This window comes from Neptunomonas sp., assembly GCF_016744175.1.
Taxonomy (GTDB): Bacteria; Pseudomonadota; Gammaproteobacteria; order Pseudomonadales; family Balneatricaceae; genus Neptunomonas.
Genome location: NZ_JADGEV010000019.1, coordinates 1 through 16939 on the forward strand (window position 1 = coordinate 1; position 16939 = coordinate 16939).

Here is a 16939-nt window from a genome sequence, read left to right on the forward strand (position 1 = left end):
CAAGCATTCATACCACACCTTAATCGAGCCTTTTATGCCTACACCCACTACCGACTTAATGAAAACCTTTGGCAGCTTATCGCTGGGGAGCCGCTTAAAAAGGCTATCGGATCGTCTAATTCAGGATGTTGTCGAGATTTATCAAACTCAGGGCATTCAGCTTAACCCCACTTTTTTTCCATTGTTTAATTTACTGCATCAACAGGGTGCTCAAGCAGTCACCGAGGCGGCGGAGCAGTTAGGCGTTAGTCATCCAGCGATCAGCAAAATTGCGCGCAACATGCTTAGCGAGGGTTGGATAAGTAAAACACCCGACCCAAAAGATGAGCGGCGCCAGCTATTAACGCTAACACCACAAAGTGATGCGCTGGTTGCAGAGATCGCTCCTATTTGGCATGAGATAAAGCACTATTTAGACCATGTCATTGCCGAGCAGCAGCATCCTTTATTAGCCGCACTCGATGATTTCGAACAACGCATCCAACAACAAGGGTTTGTTCAACCCGTGCTCGCCAATTTACAGCATCGCATCAGTGAGCACGATATAGAAATCATTGGTTGGGACGCATCATTAAAAGAACAGTTTTGCCAACTTAACCTGCAATGGCTACAAGAGTTTTTCGATGGAGAACTCACAGATCATGATGAACGCGCCTTATTTACTCCCGAAAGCTACTATCTAGCAAAAGGTGGTTATATCTGGTTTGCACGTTGTCACCAAGAGATTGTCGGTTGTGTCGCTTTAGCAAACCAGAGTAACGGCCTCTTTGAAATATCTAAAATGGGTGTTGGCTCAACTCTGCAGGGGTTCGGTATCGGCCGCAAGTTACTACTCACCGCCTTAAACAAAGCGCGGGAAATGGGTGCCACAGAAGTCTACCTAGAAAGTGCAACAAAGCTGACCCGCGCAATCCGACTCTATCGCAACCTTGGTTTTCACGAAGTTCCTCATCCTAACGGGCAATCGATATACCCTCGGTCAGATATCTACATGACATTAACCCTGTGATGAATGGCAAACAATCATGACACAAACAACAACGCTCCCCTCAACTACAGAGCAACGTCGCCATGAGTTTATTGGCGGCGCAAAAGCGACCTTTCCTTTAATTGTGGGAGCCATACCGTTCGGGATTATTTTTGGAACATTGGCAGAACCGAGCGGGCTTTCTGTCATGGGCGCCCTTGCTATGTCTATCATTGTGTTTGCAGGTGCCAGCCAGTTTATCGTGCTGGGTTTACTCGCTGCAGGCGCTGCGATACCTATCATTATTGCGACAACGTTCGTGGTCAACCTCAGGCACATTCTATACGCGGCAAATCTTGTGCCTAAAGTACGCCACCTCCCTCAGCGCTGGCGACTATTAATGGCTTTTGGCTTGACCGATGAAACTTTCGCTGCGGTGAGCAGCCGCTACCTGCAGCAAGAGGATATCCGTACGGCACATTGGTTCTACTTAGGCTCGTTTTGCGCCATGTATGGAAATTGGATTCTGTGTACAGCTATAGGCGTTGCGCTAGGAGAGCTCTTTCCTGACATGACCCAATGGGGACTAGATTTTGCAATGTCAGTTACTTTTATTGGCATGGTTGTGCCTTACCTTACCAGCAAACCCATGTGGGCCTGCGTTATTGTCGCGGCTGCTATGGCGATTGCAACAGCAGCAATGCCTCACAAACTTGGTCTTTTGCTTGCCGCCATTTCGGGGATTTCCGTTGGCTTATCTTGTCATTTGATATTGGCACAACAAAAAATTCAACACTGCAAAAGCAATAAGGAACCCACATGAATGAAGCACTTTTAATTCTAGGTATGTTCATTGTGACGTTTAGCGTACGTTATGTACTTTTTGCAGTTGCAGGACGCGTACATTTTCCCGCGTGGCTAAGCACAGGGCTTGGGTTTGTTCCACCTGCGGTATTAACAGCTATTATTGTACCGGCAGTGTTGATACCACAAGGGCAGCTATGGGTAAGCCCTAGCAACCCGTGGTTACTGGCGTCATTGGTAGCTATCATCACCGCATTTATTCGCAAAGACCTGCTAACAACTATTGTAATAGGGATGCTTGCCTTTAGCTTTTTTCGATTCGGTTTAGGATTTTAACCCAACCTAAAACAAACAAACTACAGCCATAAATTACGCCAATTTTGTGCGCCGCAACAGTTTTAAAAACTACTTCATTTAAAATAACTGGTTTTTTTTATCGATAATAAACAAATAAACAGTAAGATTATCTTCAAATCAAATGCTAATCTGAATATAGATTTACCAACAATAATAAAGCGGCTGCTTCAGGTCACTATTTCAGATAATTGGAGATTCAACATGCTTATCGGCGTCCCTAAAGAAATCAAAAACCATGAATACCGCATTGGCATGACGCCAGCGGGTGTACGCGAGTTAGTAGCCGCAGGACATCAAGTCATTGTGCAGCGTGATGGCGGAACAGCTATTGGCTTGACTAATGAATTATATGAAGCAGCCGGCGCAACTCTCATCGATACAGCCAAAGAAATCTTCGCCACAGCTGAGATGATCGTCAAAGTTAAAGAGCCACAGCCAAGCGAATGTAAAATGCTCCGTTCTGGCCAGATCTTATTCACTTACCTACATCTTGCGCCAGACCCAGAGCAAACAAAACTATTAGTTGAATCTGATGCTGTCGCCATTGCTTACGAAACGGTTACTGATAGCCAGGGTGGCTTGCCTCTACTTGCGCCAATGAGCGAAGTAGCAGGACGCATGGCAATCCAAGCCGGTGCTCATTCATTAGAAAAAGCGCAAGGCGGACTAGGCACGTTACTTGGCGGCGTACCAGGTGTTGCACCTGCAAAAGTTGTTGTGATTGGTGGTGGTGTTGTAGGCATTAACGCTGCACGCATGGCAATGGGCTTAGGAGCAGACGTTACTATATTGGATCGCTCTCTTCCTCGCCTCAAGCAGTTAGATGAAATATATGGTCCTCAGCTGAAAACGCTTTATTCAAATGTTGAATCTATTGAAGAAGAAGTTGTTGCAGCAGATCTAGTGGTCGGCGCCGTACTAATACCGGGTGCTGCAGCACCAAAATTAGTAACACGTGAGCATTTGAAAAAAATGAAAACCGGTGCAGTAGTAGTAGATGTAGCTATTGACCAAGGCGGTTGCTTTGAAACCTCTCACGCAACGACTCATCAAGAGCCAACCTACACTGTAGAAGATGTTGTGCATTACTGTGTTGCTAACATGCCAGGCGGCGTAGCACGCACCTCTACTTTTGCCTTAACTAACGCAACACTGCCGTTTGTTCAGGCTCTCGCTAACAAAGGCTATAAGCAAGCACTAAAAGATGACGCGCATCTGTTAAATGGCTTAAACGTACATCGCGGCGATATTACCTATAAAGCCGTTGCCGATGTATTAGGTTATGCATACCAAGCACCTGCAGATGCCGTAAGCTAGACAAAAAAGGCTCGGAAAACTAGCGTTTTCCGAGCCTTCATTAATACCCTTGCAAACACTTTAGGCCACCTTAAACTGCTGGATCAATTCACTTAAACTAGCCGACAATACCGCTAAATCTTCATTCGCTTTAGCTACTAACTGTGACCCTTCATAAGTTTCTTCACCCACTTGATTAACCGCAGCTATAGCATGGTTAATTTCATCTGCAACCACGTTCTGTTGTTCAGATGCACTCGCTATTTGCATGTTCATATCACTGATTGTTGCCACGGCTTGTGCTATTCCTGAAAGAGTATGTTCAGCATCGCTGGCCATACTAACCGTACTGGTAGCATTTTCAGCGCTCACCTCCATCGTCTGCACCGACTCTTTTGCTTGAGTCTGCAAACGCTGAATCATCCCTTGAATCATCGTTGTAGAATCACGAGTTTTACTGGCTAATGTTCTTACTTCATCCGCTACCACTGCAAAACCACGGCCGTGATCATCTGCACGAGCAGCTTCTATCGCTGCATTTAAGGCAAGTAAGTTAGTTTGGTCAGCAATGCTGGTAATCACTTCAAGGATGTCACCAACATTTTCAGACTCCTGATTAAGACCAGAAATAGCCTCGCTAGCCTTCGAAATATCGGTTGCTAATAATTCAATACTTCCATTTACTGAGCGCATCAGATCACCGCCTCGCTTGGCTTCGTCGTCGGCGACCGTTGCTGATACAGCAGCGTCTTGAGTACTATGTGCGACCTCCCTTACGGTTGCCGTCATCTCCTCCATTGCCGTAGCCGTCATTGTGAGTTTATCTTTTTGCAACTGCACATTAACTGATGTCTGCTGACTAACCACCGCAACTTCATCAACCGCATGCGTCAACTGGGCGGAGGCTGCGCTTATAGAGGAAACCATATTCTTTAGTCGTTCAGCCATGGCATTCATAGCTAATAACAACTGACCTGTTTCATCGGTTGAGTTAGCCTTTAATGTAACGGTCAAATCCCCTTCAGCAAGACGCTCAGCAGCAGAAACAGCTTCCCGAAGAGGCTTAGTTATTACGCGGGTAAGAACATTCCCTAATAAGACGCCTATCACAACTGATACAAGACTGATAACTATCATCCCTTGTAATGCCTGCTCTTCATCCTCTATAACAGTTTCAAGCGCATGCGCTGTCATTTTCTCAACACCCATTAATAAACTTTCCAGATGATGATTAAGTGACTCTTGTGCTTTTTCAACTGCATGCAACTCAGCAGCGGCACTATCTGCGGCTACTCCAGACTCTACGCTTTTAAAAAGGTGATCAACTTTTTCTTCATACTTATGGTGCTCTTTTTCTATCGCTATCAATGCAGACGATAGTTTATTGAGTTCTTCACTTTGCTGGGCCGATATAGAGTGCTGCTGAGCTTTGCCAATAATACCCTCTCCAGTAAGTATCTCTTGGGCTATATTATCTCCTAGTGTGAATATTTCTGACTTTAAAGCATTCACATTACTATCCCCTATACCAATACCTGCACTTCTCATAGCGCGTTCTATTAAGATAGTTTTCTCTAATTGCTTAATAGTTATATCGCTAATCAACTCAGTTAAAGGCATATCTTCTTCAGAAATGGTCATCATTTCTTGACCAATGTTCCTTACCTTTTCCACACCAAACAATGATGTAAAAGTGAGTAACACCATCAGAATCAGAACGAGAATATTGATTTTTTTAGCTATGCTTAAATCCCTTAATACTTGAACCATACGATTATCCTTTCGTACAAAATCACATCAAAAAATAGATGTTATCGAGTAATTACTGCTTCACAGTGAACTGCCACCACATATCACTCAACCATCGCCATATATTTAATGATAGTAAAGCTTTTAAAAAACATACCTAAATTCTTACACATTCCTAACACAACGAAAAAAGGCCAATTAAGGCCTTTTTCTGATTTACAAAGCAGAACTCATTAATTCAAACGTTCAAACACAGTCGCAACGCCCTGCCCCATACCGATACACATAGTGGCTAAGCCCAACGTACCATCTTTCTGATCCAACACATTCAGTAAGGTAGTTGATATGCGCGTACCAGAACAACCCAATGGATGCCCTAGTGCAATAGCACCACCATTCAGGTTGACGTTATCTTCCATACGATCCATTAACTTCAGACCTTTTAGTACCGACAAACCTTGCGCCGCAAAGGCTTCATTCAGCTCGATATAATCGATATCATCCATCTTTAATCCGGCACGTTTCAATGCTTTCTGAGTGGCAGGTACTGGTCCATAACCCATAATAGATGGATCGCAACCAGCAACAGCCATCGAGCGAATGACAGCACGCGGTTTCAAGCCAAGCGCTTGGGCTTTTTCAGCAGACATCAGTAACATGCCAGATGCGCCATCAGAGAATGCTGATGAAGTACCCGCGGTGACAGTACCCACTTTAGGAACAAAAACAGGTTTCAAACCTTGTAAGACTTCAAATGTCGTTTCTGGACGAATGACTTCATCCTGCTCGAGCAGGCTCTTAAAGCCATTTTCATCGTGGCCTTCGATTGGGATGATTTCGTTATCAAAGCGCCCTGTTTCACGTGCTTCATGTGCTAAGCGATGTGAACGTGCACCAAATTGATCCTGCATTTCGCGCGAAATACCATTCATCTTACCCAGCATTTCAGCGGTAATGCCCATCATCATGGCAGCTTTAGCAACATGCTTAGACATTTCTGAATTGATATCAATACCATGCAGAATATCCAGATGCCCCATATGCTCTACTCCGCCGACGATGAAAGTATCACCATTGCCGGTCATGATAGATTGTGCTGCATTGTGTAACGCTGACATAGAAGACCCGCATAGGCGGTTAATTGTTTGCCCACCAATAGTATGCGGCAAACCAGCTAACACCAAAGCATTACGTGCAATGTTAAAGCCTTGCTCTTTGGTTTGGTTAACACACCCCCAAACTACATCCTCTATATCTGCAGGGTTAACATTCGGGTTTCGCGCCAATAAGCCATTCATAACAGCAGCAGATAATGCTTCAGCACGAACGTTACGAAAAGAACCACCTTTAGATTTACCCATCGGGGTACGGATGCCATCGACGATCACTACGTCATTTGGTTTCAGACTCATGATTATTTCTCCCCGCCGAAATAGGTTTCGCCAGCAACAGCCATCTGTTTCATACGTTCCGTTGGCTGGTACAACCCGCCAAGGTGTTTATATTGCTCAGCGAGTTCACAGAACTCAGCTAATCCCATTTGGTCTAGGTAGTACAATGCACCACCACGGAACGGAGGAAAGCCGATACCATAAATCAAGCCCATATCAGCTTCGGCTGCTGAAGCGACAATACCATCTTCCAGACAACGCACTGTTTCAATACAGAGTGGGATCATCATACGAGCGATAATTTCTTCATCTGAGAAATCACGTGTATCACCCAAGACACCATCCAATAACGTGAAGACCTCTTCATCAGCAAGCTTTTTAGGCTTACCTTTGCGGTCCATTTCATACTGATAGAAGCCTTTACTGTTTTTCTGACCAAAGCGCTCTAACGTAAACATCCGGTCAATTGCATTCTCACCTTCGTGCTGCATACGATCAGGAAAGCCTTCCGCCATAACAGCATCGGCATGATAAGCCGTATCAATACCTACAACATCTAGCAGGTAAGCAGGCCCCATCGGCCAACCAAAACCTTCCATGACTTTATCGATTTTACGAAAATCAGCACCATCGCTTAGCAAGGCTGAAAAACCACCAAAGTAAGGAAAGAGAATACGGTTAATTAAAAACCCTGGACAGTCATTCACTACTATCGGGGTTTTACCCATCGCTTTGGCATACGAGACGGTTCGCGCAATAGCGGCTTCGCTACTCTTTTCACCACGAATAACTTCTACCAGAGGCATTAGCGCAACGGGATTAAAGAAATGCATTCCACAGAAGTTTTCAGGACGTTTAAGAGACTTAGCCAACTCAGTAATAGAAATGGTTGACGTATTAGAGGTCAGGATTGCATCTTCAGGCATATGCCCTTCAACTTCAGCCAATACTGACCTTTTAACATTGATATTTTCAACAACAGCTTCAACGACCAAATCAACACGGTTGAAATCACCGTAGCTCAAGGTAGGCGTAATACGATTAATCGTTTTTGCCATTTTCGCAGCATCTAAACGACCACGTTTAAGCTGCTTACCCAATAGCTTGTTCGCTTCATCTAAACCTAGTTGTAGGGCACCTAGGTTGATATCTTTCATCAAGATAGGCGTGCCTTTCACTGCTGACTGATAAGCAACACCGCCGCCCATAATGCCAGCACCCAATACGGCAGCTTGTTTAACGGGCGAACCCTGAGCTTCATATTTTTTACTGACTTTTTTAACGTATTGGTCTTTCATAAACAGACCAACCAAAGCCGGAGTTACTGCATTTTTGGCTAGCTTAACAAAATTCTTAGCTTCGACTTCCATCGCTTGATCACGGTGCATCGTGCACGATTTCTGAATCGTTTTCAGCACCTGCATCGGCGCAGGGTAATGAGGGCCCGCTTTAGCACCAATCAAACCTTTAGCCGTTTCAAAAGCCATCATTTGCTCGATAGCATTCAGTTTAACCGGAGACTTTTTCTCGTCCCGGCGCGCCTGATAGTCAAACTTACCGGCAATACATTGCTTAACAAGATCGATAGCAGCATCACGTACCTGATCGGTTGCGACAACGGCATCCACAGCACCATCCTTTAGTGCTGCTGCAGGGCGCTTCTCAGCCCCAGCACAAATCCATTCATTGGCATTATCAATACCAATCAGACGAGGTAAACGAACAGTACCACCCCATCCAGGGTAGATGCCTAATTTGACCTCTGGCAAGCCCACTTTAGCTTTATCACCCATCACACGGTAATCAGTCGCCAAGGACAATTCAAAGCCACCACCTAACGCGATACCATTTATCGCAGTAACTGTGGGGAACGGTAGATCCTCAATCTCACTGAATAGGCCCTGTAAGCGAATCAAGTTCGCTACAATGGTCTCTTCGTCATGATCAAACATCTGCTTAAATTCGGTAATATCAGCGCCAACTATAAAGCTGTCTTTCGCGCTGGTAAAAATAACGCCTGTTACGCCGTCGGTTTGCTGTAGCTGGGTTACCGCTTCTCTTAGCTCTTGCATAGCCAGTTGACTGAGAGTGTTTACGGCTTCATTTTTGAGGTCAAATACCACCTCATGAATACCCTCTTCAACTGCTTGCAAGCGAATCGCTTGACCTTCCATTAACATGGGATGACTCCATACGTCAGGTTATATACTGTTATTTTGTGACTTATGTCGCTTAGTTTGTTTAGTCTAGCTATTAGTGGCTTTGTTACAATGACAGTTTCAATCAGCATCACTGACCATACAATTCATACCCCTTGTAAGCACCGCCATATAGAGGGAATAGTCTGCTGCTCCAGTAACAATTTGATTCAAAATATTTTTAGTTATCAAGATATACACTCCTAATAACGCCATTAAACACTCGTAAACCACTCTAGAAATTGTGGATAACGCACCTTATAAACATGAGTAATCCACTCTTGCTCTTACGCTCTCCTTCCAATGCTAGATTGCACTAAACTTGACCAACATCAAGTTATGAGTCTCTTTGCATCAAAACATCAAATAGAAACTGTCGTTTTTTAACGACGTCACCTATATTTAGCCAACTTCAGGACTTCGATAACTTTCCAACACCCCTTAAGGACACAGTATGCATCTGACTCTTAAACACAGATTCTTCGTACTAATTATCTGTACCATTGCTGCATTTGCATCGATGTTTCTCGTCCAAAGTTGGATGTCATCCTCTAGTGACGCTAGTTGGAATAAACTTCAGCAACAAGCACAAGCAAGGCAAACACTGCTTTTACAAATAAGGCAGCAAGCCGGCTATGGCGCTTTAATCCACAACTTTAAAAACTATGTACTACGCGGAACACCTAAATATTACACGCGCGTTGTTAAGAACTATGACGCGATTGAAGTACTCATTGCCCAATATAGATCAGTTCCTGCGCTTAATAAAACAGAAGCAAGCGCATTAGATGATATCGCCATGACGCTAAAAAATTATCGCCAAGCCGCTGACCAAGTACAGGGACTATTCGCAGACAAAGCTAGTATCAAAAAAGTCGATAGCACGGTCAAAATATCCGACTCTCCTGCTATTAAGGGGTTCACTACTCTTGAAGAGCAATACCAACTGATTATCACCAAAACAACCAATGAATTTGAAGCCATTCAAGAAAATAGCACACTGTATATGGTTATTGTGATCTTGCTGGCCTTATGCGGTGGATTAGTACTTGTTTTCTGGCTAAACCGTTTTATTGCTAGTCGCCTCTCTGAGCTACACCAGGCCATACATGGTCTCGCTACAGGAGATACTCACCTCAATAAACGCCTAGACGTTAAAGGCAATGATGAGTTTGCAAAGCTAGCCGAAGAACTCAACACCTTCATGAGCCATATGGCAACATTGATAGGTGATATTCGGGGTGTATCTAACGATTTAGAAGATGGTCTTAACCAAATAAATCACAACGCTCAAGGTAACGCCGCCAGAACTGAACTACAAAAGAATGAAACCGAACAATTAGCAACCGCTGTTGAGGAACTCGCAAGTACAGCTCATAGTGTTGCCGACAACACATCCGATGCAGTTACTGCTGTAGAGCATGCGCAAACAGAATTTACCCATGGTGTTCAAGCACTTTCAAGTTCAGCCAGTAGTATGCAGGCACTGGCCAATGAAGTTGAGCAAGGCGCAAATGTTATATTCCAACTAAAAAGCCAATCAGACCAGATCGGTGAAATTATCAGTGTTATTGGCAACATTGCAGAGCAAACTAACCTGCTAGCATTGAATGCAGCCATCGAGGCAGCACGTGCAGGAGATCAAGGACGCGGGTTTGCTGTTGTTGCTGACGAAGTTCGTACACTGGCCGGTAGAACACAACAAAGCACCATCGAAATACGTAACATGATAGAAGAATTACAAACCGGTACAGAAGAAGCGGTTAACGTAATGTCTTCCAGCAAAGAACGCAGCAATGAATCTGTAAACTCAATATCTGAAGCCGAAGAGGCACTTAAAATCATTGCTAAAGAGATGGACACCATTTCCAGCTTGAACTTACAGATTGCCGAAGCATCATCGCAACAGTCCGCTGTAACGACCGAAACCAGCGCTAACATCCAACGTATCTTTAACCTTTCAGAGGAAACATCTGGCGCAGTTAAAGAAAACCAAAGCGCAATTGGATCTCTTGAGAACAAGAGCGAAGCTCTTAACAATTTAGTTTCGCGTTTTAACCTTTAAGTACAAATAGCACAAACAAAAAGGGCTGCAATTGCAGCCCTTTTTCTCAATATAATTGATTACAACGCAGCTTCTAATTCAGGAACCACATCAAAAAGATCCGCCACTAGGCCGTAATCAGCCACCTGGAAAATAGGCGCTTCTTCATCTTTGTTAATCGCAACAATGATTTTTGAATCTTTCATGCCGGCCAAATGCTGAATCGCACCGGAAATACCAACAGCAATATAAAGGTCTGGAGCAACCATTTTACCGGTTTGACCAACCTGCATGTCATTCGGTACAAACCCAGCATCAACAGCAGCACGCGACGCACCAACAGCAGCACCGAGCTTATCTGCAAGCTTATATAGCAACTCAAAGTTCTCGCCATTACCCATACCACGGCCACCCGATACAACGATCGAGGCAGACGTCAGTTCAGGGCGGTCAGATTTGGCCAACTCTGCACTCACATAGCGAGTGTTTTCTGATGCTATCACTTCACCGATAGCATCAATTGTCGCACTACCACCATCAGCAGAAACAGGGTCAAACGCCGTACCACGTACAGTAGCTACTTTGACAGCATCAGCAGATTTAACGGTAGCGATAGCATTACCCGCATAAATTGGGCGCTGGAAAGTATCAGCACTAACAACTGCTGAAATATCAGATAGCTGATTAACATCTAGCAATGCAGCTACACGAGGTAAAATATTTTTACCATCTGATGTAGAAGATGCAAAAATGTGGGTATAACCTTCAGCGATAGACACCATCAGTTTACTGGTGTTCTCTGCTAAGTGGTTCTCATAAGCTGCATTATCTGCAACACGCACACTGCGTACACCAGCGACTTTCGATGCTTGTTCAGCGACAGCCTGGCAACCACTTCCTGCTACCAGAATATCAATGTCTCCACCAACGTTAACCGCAGCTGCAACTGTGTTTAACGTTGCCGGTTTCAGCTCCTGGTTATCATGTTCTGCAAGAACTAGAATACTCATGATATTACCTTCGCTTCATTCTTAAGTTTATCGACCAGCTCAGCAACAGAGCCCACTATGATTCCCGCTTTACGTTCAGCAGGTGGTTCAACCGAAACCAATGTAATGTTGCTACCAACAGTCACACCTAAGTCATCTGGTGTTTTAACATCCAGTGGCTTTTTCTTAGCTTTCATGATGTTTGGCAATGAAGCGTAACGCGGTTCATTCAAACGAAGGTCAGTAGTAACAATCGCTGGTAAATCCAACTCAATCGTCTGTAAACCGCCATCGATTTCACGCTTAACACTTACCTTATCACCATCAACGACGACTTCAGAAGCAAAGGTTGCCTGTGGACGATCCAGCAAGGCTGCAAGCATCTGCCCAGTTTGGTTGTTATCAGAGTCAATCGCTTGCTTACCAAGAATAACCAAACCTGGTTGTTCTTCTTCAACGACCTTCGCCATCAATTTAGCAACACTTAGAGAGTCTGGAGCAGCATCAGTCTCTACGTGGATACCGCGATCAGCGCCTAGCGCTAGAGCTGTACGAATCTGCTCTTGGCACTGTTTAGCACCCACAGAGATTACAACGATCTCAGTAGCTACACCTTTTTCTTTAAGACGAACTGCTTCTTCAACTGCAATTTCACAGAACGGGTTCATTGCCATTTTTACATTAGCTAGATCCACATCTGTTTTATCCGCTTTAACACGTACTTTGACGTTATAATCAATGACGCGCTTTACAGCGACAAGTATCTTCATACAAGCCTCGCTTTTGTTGTTCTTTTGATGGTCTGAACGCCAGACCGTACGTATTAATAACAATAACTCTAAACCGCCAAGCAACAATAACCAAAAAACTTGTTTTACTGACGACTAGAACTATTCTCGCAAAACACCCCATAAATACAAGGGAAATCACCTAGTCTTTTAGCAGTTATTTATATTACCTTAACGTAAACGTAAAGCAAGTTCATATAACTGTCTCTGAAAATAACATTAGTGGCAAAGGTGAATCCGATGCACTACCCCGCCGATTAGTTAAATTTTGGTTGGCGTTTTTCAACAAATGCACTGAACGCCTCTTTAGCTTCTGCTGAAGCTAAACGCTCTACTAATTGCTCAACCTCATCCACCAGCACAGTTTGCAGCAGTGCTTGTTGATGACTTTTCATCATATTTTTACTGAGCTTCACTGCCTGAGGTGCCATATTTGAAAGCTGCACAGCAGCAGTTTTGGCTTCACTGAACGGGTCATCCACTGCAGTATTGACCAACCCAAGCTCAGCAGCACGAATTCCGTTAACACGGTTCCCCAGTACTAGTAACTCAAATGCTAAACGATGCCCCAACTGCTGAGGTAACAATAAACTGGTTCCCCCTTCGGGTACTAAACCTAAACGAGCAAACGGTAACTGAAAGCGCGCGTCTTTAGTACAATAAACTAAATCGCAATGCAAAAGCATAGAGGTACCAATACCTACAGCATCACCAGCTACCGCTGCAATCAAAGGTTTACTAAAGGTCGATATAGTCTGTAAAAACGTAAGGGGTAATGCCGCTTTATCTGGCTGAGAAGCCGCCGCCATGAAATCGAGAATATCGTTCCCCGATGTAAAGCACCCTTCTGTTCCGGATATCAACACACAACGAATGGCATCACTTCTCTGGGCTAACAGCAGGCCATCAATCAATGATTGATACATATCCAGTGTCAGTGCATTTTTTTTATCAGGACGATTTATTTGCAAAACTAACACAGCACCTTCTTGCTGCTGTACAACATGCTTACTCATACTCAAACTCACCTTATATTTTAAATGCGTACTCGCGGCTTCGCTGACCGTAGTCTACAGTCGCATCAATATACTCACCATGAAGCGTTACCAGTAAATCAGCTACGCTAGGCACATCGCCAACCGAGCCAACCCCTTGTCCTGCAGACCATATGTTTTTCCAAGCCGTTGCCCCTTCTTTCGGTGCAGTCAATTCTTCTCCAAGGTTCAACTCCTTACCAGCCTTCGCGCTCTCAGACTCTTCAGCATCAAGCGGCTTACCGGTGTCAGGATTTAAACCAGCAAGATGTAAGCTCGGCTTTAAGAAATTAGCAGGGATACCTGATATTTCCGGCGTATAGACAACATCTTTTGCACTACTATCGACAATCATCTGCTTATATTCTGTAACCGCTAGGCTTTCTTGCGTGTTGATAAAGCGGGTACCCATATAAGCGGCATCTGCGCCAAGCGTTTGCGCCGTAGCAATATCCCGGCCTGTTGACAGGCAACCCGACAAAATAACGCTACCTTGGTAAAACTTACGAATCTCATTTACAAACGCAAAAGGGCTCAGCACCCCTGCATGTCCACCGGCACCCGCGCAAACAGCAATCAAACCATCTACACCCGCCTCAGCTGCTTTTTCTGCATGGCGAATCGTCGCAACATCATGAAAAACCAAACCGCCATACTCATGTACTGCTTCAACAACATCAGGGACAGCGCCCAGCGATGTGATAATCAACGGTACTTTATGCTTTTTGCAAATATCAAGATCAGCCTGCAATCGCGGATTACTTTTATGGACGATTAAATTAACGCCAAATGGCGCAGGCTGTTTACCAGTTTCTTCTATATACGTCTGAAGTGTTGTTATTATCTCAACCAACCACAATTCGAATTCTTCGCTCGTACGTCGGTTTAAAGCAGGAAAAGTACCGACCACTCCGGCTTTACATGCCTCTATTACTAAATCAGGCCCTGACACCAAAAACATCGGAGCGCAGATCAAAGGCAAGGTTAAACGCCCCTGAAACAAAGCAGGAAGGCTCATACTCTTTCTCCTGAAAGGTTAAGATCTATAGGGTTTTTCAATATAGTGTTCCGGCAAATAACGCTTAATTACATCGCTATCTTGTGACCATGTCCGGCAAGTATTCAGCATCACTTTAGCACCAGCATCCATCACATCATCATCCATGCTCGGCCACAAACTTTGGATTGCCGTTGTCGCCAAAACAGGTAGCAATTCATGCAAATGTGTACAGCCTTTTGCACCACCAACCAAGTCTTTTGCTTGACGGTGCCAACCAGAACTTATTCGTGTACCTTCGAGTTGTTTGAAAACGCTCGCAGCACCAGGGCACATAATGAAAGGAGATTGATCAATAACAGCTTCGACATTATGGATAAGTAAGGATCGATCTAACGTAAAGCGCACAGTCATGTCATGAAACGCTTCACCCGCTGAAACGAAACCACCTCGTTCAGGGCTGTCTACCACTTCAGCTTTAATATCCGTCATCTGGGCTTCTACATCCCATAAGCCGTCTTCACGCTCATATGCATTACAAGAAATAGAACGGCGGTGTGCATGCTTGCGACGTACAGGTTTTTTTAACGGCATAACACCCCCTCAGGCAACGCTCACCTGCTCAACGCTTCCATCATCTTTTAGCATCCTACGTAAAACCTTACCTACGTTAGATTTCGGTAAATCATCAACAAACACAACCGATTTAGGTACTTTGTAATTGGTTAAGTTTTCTTTACACCACTTCAGCACATTTTTTTCGGTAAGATCAGCATTACTTTTAACAACAAACAGCTTAGGCACTTCCCCACTGCGTTCGTCTTTAACACCAATCGCAGCACATTCAAGAACATCAGGATGCGAAGTGACTACATCTTCTATCTCGTTAGGGTAGACATTAAAACCAGAAACAATAATTAAGTCCTTCGCACGATCAACAATGCGTAAACGACCATCTTCTTCACAAACAGCAACATCTCCTGTAATCAGGTAGCCATCATCCGTGAAGCAAGCTTGAGTTTCCTTCTCTCGTTGCCAATACCCTTTCATGACTTGAGGGCCTTTAACACATAGCTCACCAGCCTCACCAACAGCTGCTTCAGCGCCCTTTTTATCAACAATACGCACATCAGTTTCTTTTAGAGGCCAGCCGATTGTTCCAATACTTACTTTCCCCGGTGGGTTTATTGCAACAGCAGGTGAAGTTTCAGTTAACCCATAACCCTCCATAATGTCGCAAGAAGTCACGCTTTTCCATTGGTCTGCTGCCGCTTTTGTCAGTGCCATACCACCCGAAATAGTCACTTTCAGATGATCAAAGCTGAGTGTTTTAAAATCCTCGTTATTACAAAGGGCCACAAAAAGAGTGTTAAGCCCCATAAAGCTTGTGAGCTTCCAACGCTTCATCTCCTTAACAAAGCCCGGAATATCCCTTGGGTTGGCAATCAATATACTGTGACCACCCGCCTCCATAACAATCTGAGAAAGTGTAAATGCATATATATGGTACAACGGCAAAGGGGCAATAGAAGTATCAGACCAGCTGCTATCAGCTTGGCTGATCAGCTCACGACCTTGCAACATATTGGAAACCAGGTTGGCGTGCGTTAACACAGCCCCTTTAGATACACCGGTGGTTCCACCAGTGTATTGGAGAACAGCAACATCTTCTTTTTGTACGCTAACCACCTGCGGTTTTTTTCCGATGCGACTCAATAAAGCGGCTCGCAAAGAGATTTCCATCGGCAGATTATAATCAGGCTCCATTTTTTTAATGTACTTAATTGCTTTATTTAATAGCGTACGCTTAATGAAACCATGCAAGTCGCCTACCTGAGTGACAAACACATGTTTAATTTGTGTTTTATCAATAATCTTTTCAGCGTTGTGCGCCATGCTGGCGTGGATTACCAACGCTTTAGCACCCGAATCATTAAACTGATGCTCAAGTTCACGTGGTGTATAGAGAGGGTTAGTATTAACGACGACTAAACCCGCACGTAATGCCCCGAACAAGACAATAGGGTATTGAATAAGATTAGGTAGCTGAATGGCAAGCCGATCACCTGGTTTGAGGTCGGTCTCTTCCTGAAGGTAAACAGCAAAAGCATCCGCCAATGTATCCATCTCTGCATACGTAAGCGTTCGTCCAAAGCTAGTAAAAGCAGGACGCTCGGCGTAACGCTGACACACACTGGCCACCACATCGAGTATCGTGTTGTAACCTTGCGGATTGAGTTCAGCAGGAATCCAAGTCCCTCGTGCATTGTCCATTAGTTGCCCCTGATCTTATTGTTATTGGTAGGCGGAATCACTTCCGATCAC

The 16939-nt window shown here is 44.4% G+C and carries 14 protein-coding genes; 5 read left to right on the plus strand and 9 right to left on the minus strand.

All coding sequences use genetic code 11. From position 1 onward, the window contains the following. The 4 genes from QZZ55_RS10445 to ald form a co-directional block, all read left to right on the plus strand. The coding region (locus QZZ55_RS10445) for a bifunctional helix-turn-helix transcriptional regulator/GNAT family N-acetyltransferase (protein ID WP_366512311.1) at positions 1-1009 on the plus strand (1009 nt) is incomplete at its 5' end. 16 nt (positions 1010-1025) lie between these two features. Then, positions 1026-1790 (plus strand): AzlC family ABC transporter permease, encoded by a 765-nt coding sequence (locus QZZ55_RS10450; protein ID WP_293267270.1) that lies wholly within the window; start codon positions 1026-1028, stop codon positions 1788-1790. After that, positions 1787-2107: an AzlD domain-containing protein gene (locus QZZ55_RS10455; RefSeq protein WP_293267271.1), complete on the plus strand. Its 321-nt coding sequence runs from the start codon at positions 1787-1789 to the stop codon at positions 2105-2107. Before QZZ55_RS10450 ends, QZZ55_RS10455 begins: the two co-directional genes overlap by 4 nt. A 222-nt stretch (positions 2108-2329) precedes the next feature. After that, entirely contained in the window at positions 2330-3445 is a 1116-nt protein-coding gene (gene ald, locus QZZ55_RS10460; RefSeq protein WP_293267272.1) for an alanine dehydrogenase, read from the plus strand. A gap of 60 nt (positions 3446-3505) precedes the next feature. On the opposite strand, the gene QZZ55_RS10465 is transcribed toward ald, so the two are convergent. The 3 genes from QZZ55_RS10465 to fadB form a co-directional block, all read right to left on the minus strand. Beyond that, positions 3506-5194, minus strand: coding sequence for a methyl-accepting chemotaxis protein (locus tag QZZ55_RS10465; RefSeq protein ID WP_293267273.1), 1689 nt, complete (start codon positions 5192-5194; stop codon positions 3506-3508). Between the two features lie 212 nt (positions 5195-5406). Next, positions 5407-6585 (minus strand): acetyl-CoA C-acyltransferase FadA, encoded by a 1179-nt coding sequence (gene fadA / locus QZZ55_RS10470; protein ID WP_293267274.1) that lies wholly within the window; start codon positions 6583-6585, stop codon positions 5407-5409. A gap of 2 nt (positions 6586-6587) precedes the next feature. Further along, positions 6588-8744 carry a fatty acid oxidation complex subunit alpha FadB gene (fadB, locus tag QZZ55_RS10475; protein ID WP_293267275.1) on the minus strand — a complete coding sequence of 719 codons (2157 nt, stop codon included), beginning with the start codon at positions 8742-8744 and terminating at the stop codon, positions 6588-6590. A 472-nt stretch (positions 8745-9216) separates the two neighbouring features. On the opposite strand from fadB, the gene QZZ55_RS10480 reads away from it, so the two are divergent. Then, the gene (locus QZZ55_RS10480; RefSeq protein WP_293267276.1) at positions 9217-10827 is read left to right on the plus strand and encodes a methyl-accepting chemotaxis protein; all 1611 of its coding nucleotides are present in this window, start codon (positions 9217-9219) and stop codon (positions 10825-10827) included. 59 nt (positions 10828-10886) lie between these two features. Here the strand turns inward: QZZ55_RS10480 and QZZ55_RS10485 are convergent, their stop codons facing one another. The 6 genes from QZZ55_RS10485 to QZZ55_RS10510 all read right to left on the minus strand — a co-directional run bounded on the left by QZZ55_RS10485 (position 10887) and on the right by QZZ55_RS10510 (position 16888). Next, complete coding sequence (locus QZZ55_RS10485; protein ID WP_293267277.1) at positions 10887-11816, minus strand: FAD-binding protein; 930 nt, start codon at positions 11814-11816, stop codon at positions 10887-10889. Beyond that, on the minus strand, positions 11813-12565 hold the full coding sequence (locus QZZ55_RS10490) for an electron transfer flavoprotein subunit beta/FixA family protein (protein WP_293267278.1): 753 nt from the start codon (positions 12563-12565) through the stop codon (positions 11813-11815). Before QZZ55_RS10490 ends, QZZ55_RS10485 begins: the two co-directional genes overlap by 4 nt. A gap of 275 nt (positions 12566-12840) precedes the next feature. Then, on the minus strand, positions 12841-13599 hold the full coding sequence (locus QZZ55_RS10495; protein ID WP_293267279.1) for an enoyl-CoA hydratase-related protein: 759 nt from the start codon (positions 13597-13599) through the stop codon (positions 12841-12843). Positions 13600-13612: 13 nt separating this feature from the next. Beyond that, on the minus strand, positions 13613-14635 hold the full coding sequence (locus QZZ55_RS10500; RefSeq protein WP_293267280.1) for a nitronate monooxygenase family protein: 1023 nt from the start codon (positions 14633-14635) through the stop codon (positions 13613-13615). A gap of 18 nt (positions 14636-14653) precedes the next feature. After that, complete coding sequence (locus QZZ55_RS10505) at positions 14654-15208, minus strand: DUF2889 domain-containing protein (RefSeq protein WP_293267281.1); 555 nt, start codon at positions 15206-15208, stop codon at positions 14654-14656. A 9-nt stretch (positions 15209-15217) separates the two neighbouring features. Beyond that, the gene (locus QZZ55_RS10510) at positions 15218-16888 is read right to left on the minus strand and encodes an AMP-binding protein (RefSeq protein WP_293267282.1); all 1671 of its coding nucleotides are present in this window, start codon (positions 16886-16888) and stop codon (positions 15218-15220) included. Between the last annotated feature and the right edge of the window lie 51 nt (positions 16889-16939).

What these genes read in the sequence shown, in the direction of transcription:
- ald (WP_293267272.1), top strand. Translation starts at nt 2,330, where the DNA reads ATGCTTATCGGCGTCCCTAAAGAAATCAAAAACCATGAATACCGCATT.
- QZZ55_RS10480 (WP_293267276.1), top strand. Translation starts at nt 9,217, where the DNA reads ATGCATCTGACTCTTAAACACAGATTCTTCGTACTAATTATCTGTACC.
- QZZ55_RS10455 (WP_293267271.1), top strand. Translation starts at nt 1,787, where the DNA reads ATGAATGAAGCACTTTTAATTCTAGGTATGTTCATTGTGACGTTTAGC.
- QZZ55_RS10510 (WP_293267282.1), bottom strand. Translation starts at nt 16,888, where the DNA reads ATGGACAATGCACGAGGGACTTGGATTCCTGCTGAACTCAATCCGCAA.
- QZZ55_RS10490 (WP_293267278.1), bottom strand. Translation starts at nt 12,565, where the DNA reads ATGAAGATACTTGTCGCTGTAAAGCGCGTCATTGATTATAACGTCAAA.
- QZZ55_RS10450 (WP_293267270.1), top strand. Translation starts at nt 1,026, where the DNA reads ATGACACAAACAACAACGCTCCCCTCAACTACAGAGCAACGTCGCCAT.
- fadB (WP_293267275.1), bottom strand. Translation starts at nt 8,744, where the DNA reads ATGTTAATGGAAGGTCAAGCGATTCGCTTGCAAGCAGTTGAAGAGGGT.
- QZZ55_RS10500 (WP_293267280.1), bottom strand. Translation starts at nt 14,635, where the DNA reads ATGAGCCTTCCTGCTTTGTTTCAGGGGCGTTTAACCTTGCCTTTGATC.
- QZZ55_RS10485 (WP_293267277.1), bottom strand. Translation starts at nt 11,816, where the DNA reads ATGAGTATTCTAGTTCTTGCAGAACATGATAACCAGGAGCTGAAACCG.
- QZZ55_RS10495 (WP_293267279.1), bottom strand. Translation starts at nt 13,599, where the DNA reads ATGAGTAAGCATGTTGTACAGCAGCAAGAAGGTGCTGTGTTAGTTTTG.
- QZZ55_RS10465 (WP_293267273.1), bottom strand. Translation starts at nt 5,194, where the DNA reads ATGGTTCAAGTATTAAGGGATTTAAGCATAGCTAAAAAAATCAATATT.
- fadA (WP_293267274.1), bottom strand. Translation starts at nt 6,585, where the DNA reads ATGAGTCTGAAACCAAATGACGTAGTGATCGTCGATGGCATCCGTACC.
- QZZ55_RS10505 (WP_293267281.1), bottom strand. Translation starts at nt 15,208, where the DNA reads ATGCCGTTAAAAAAACCTGTACGTCGCAAGCATGCACACCGCCGTTCT.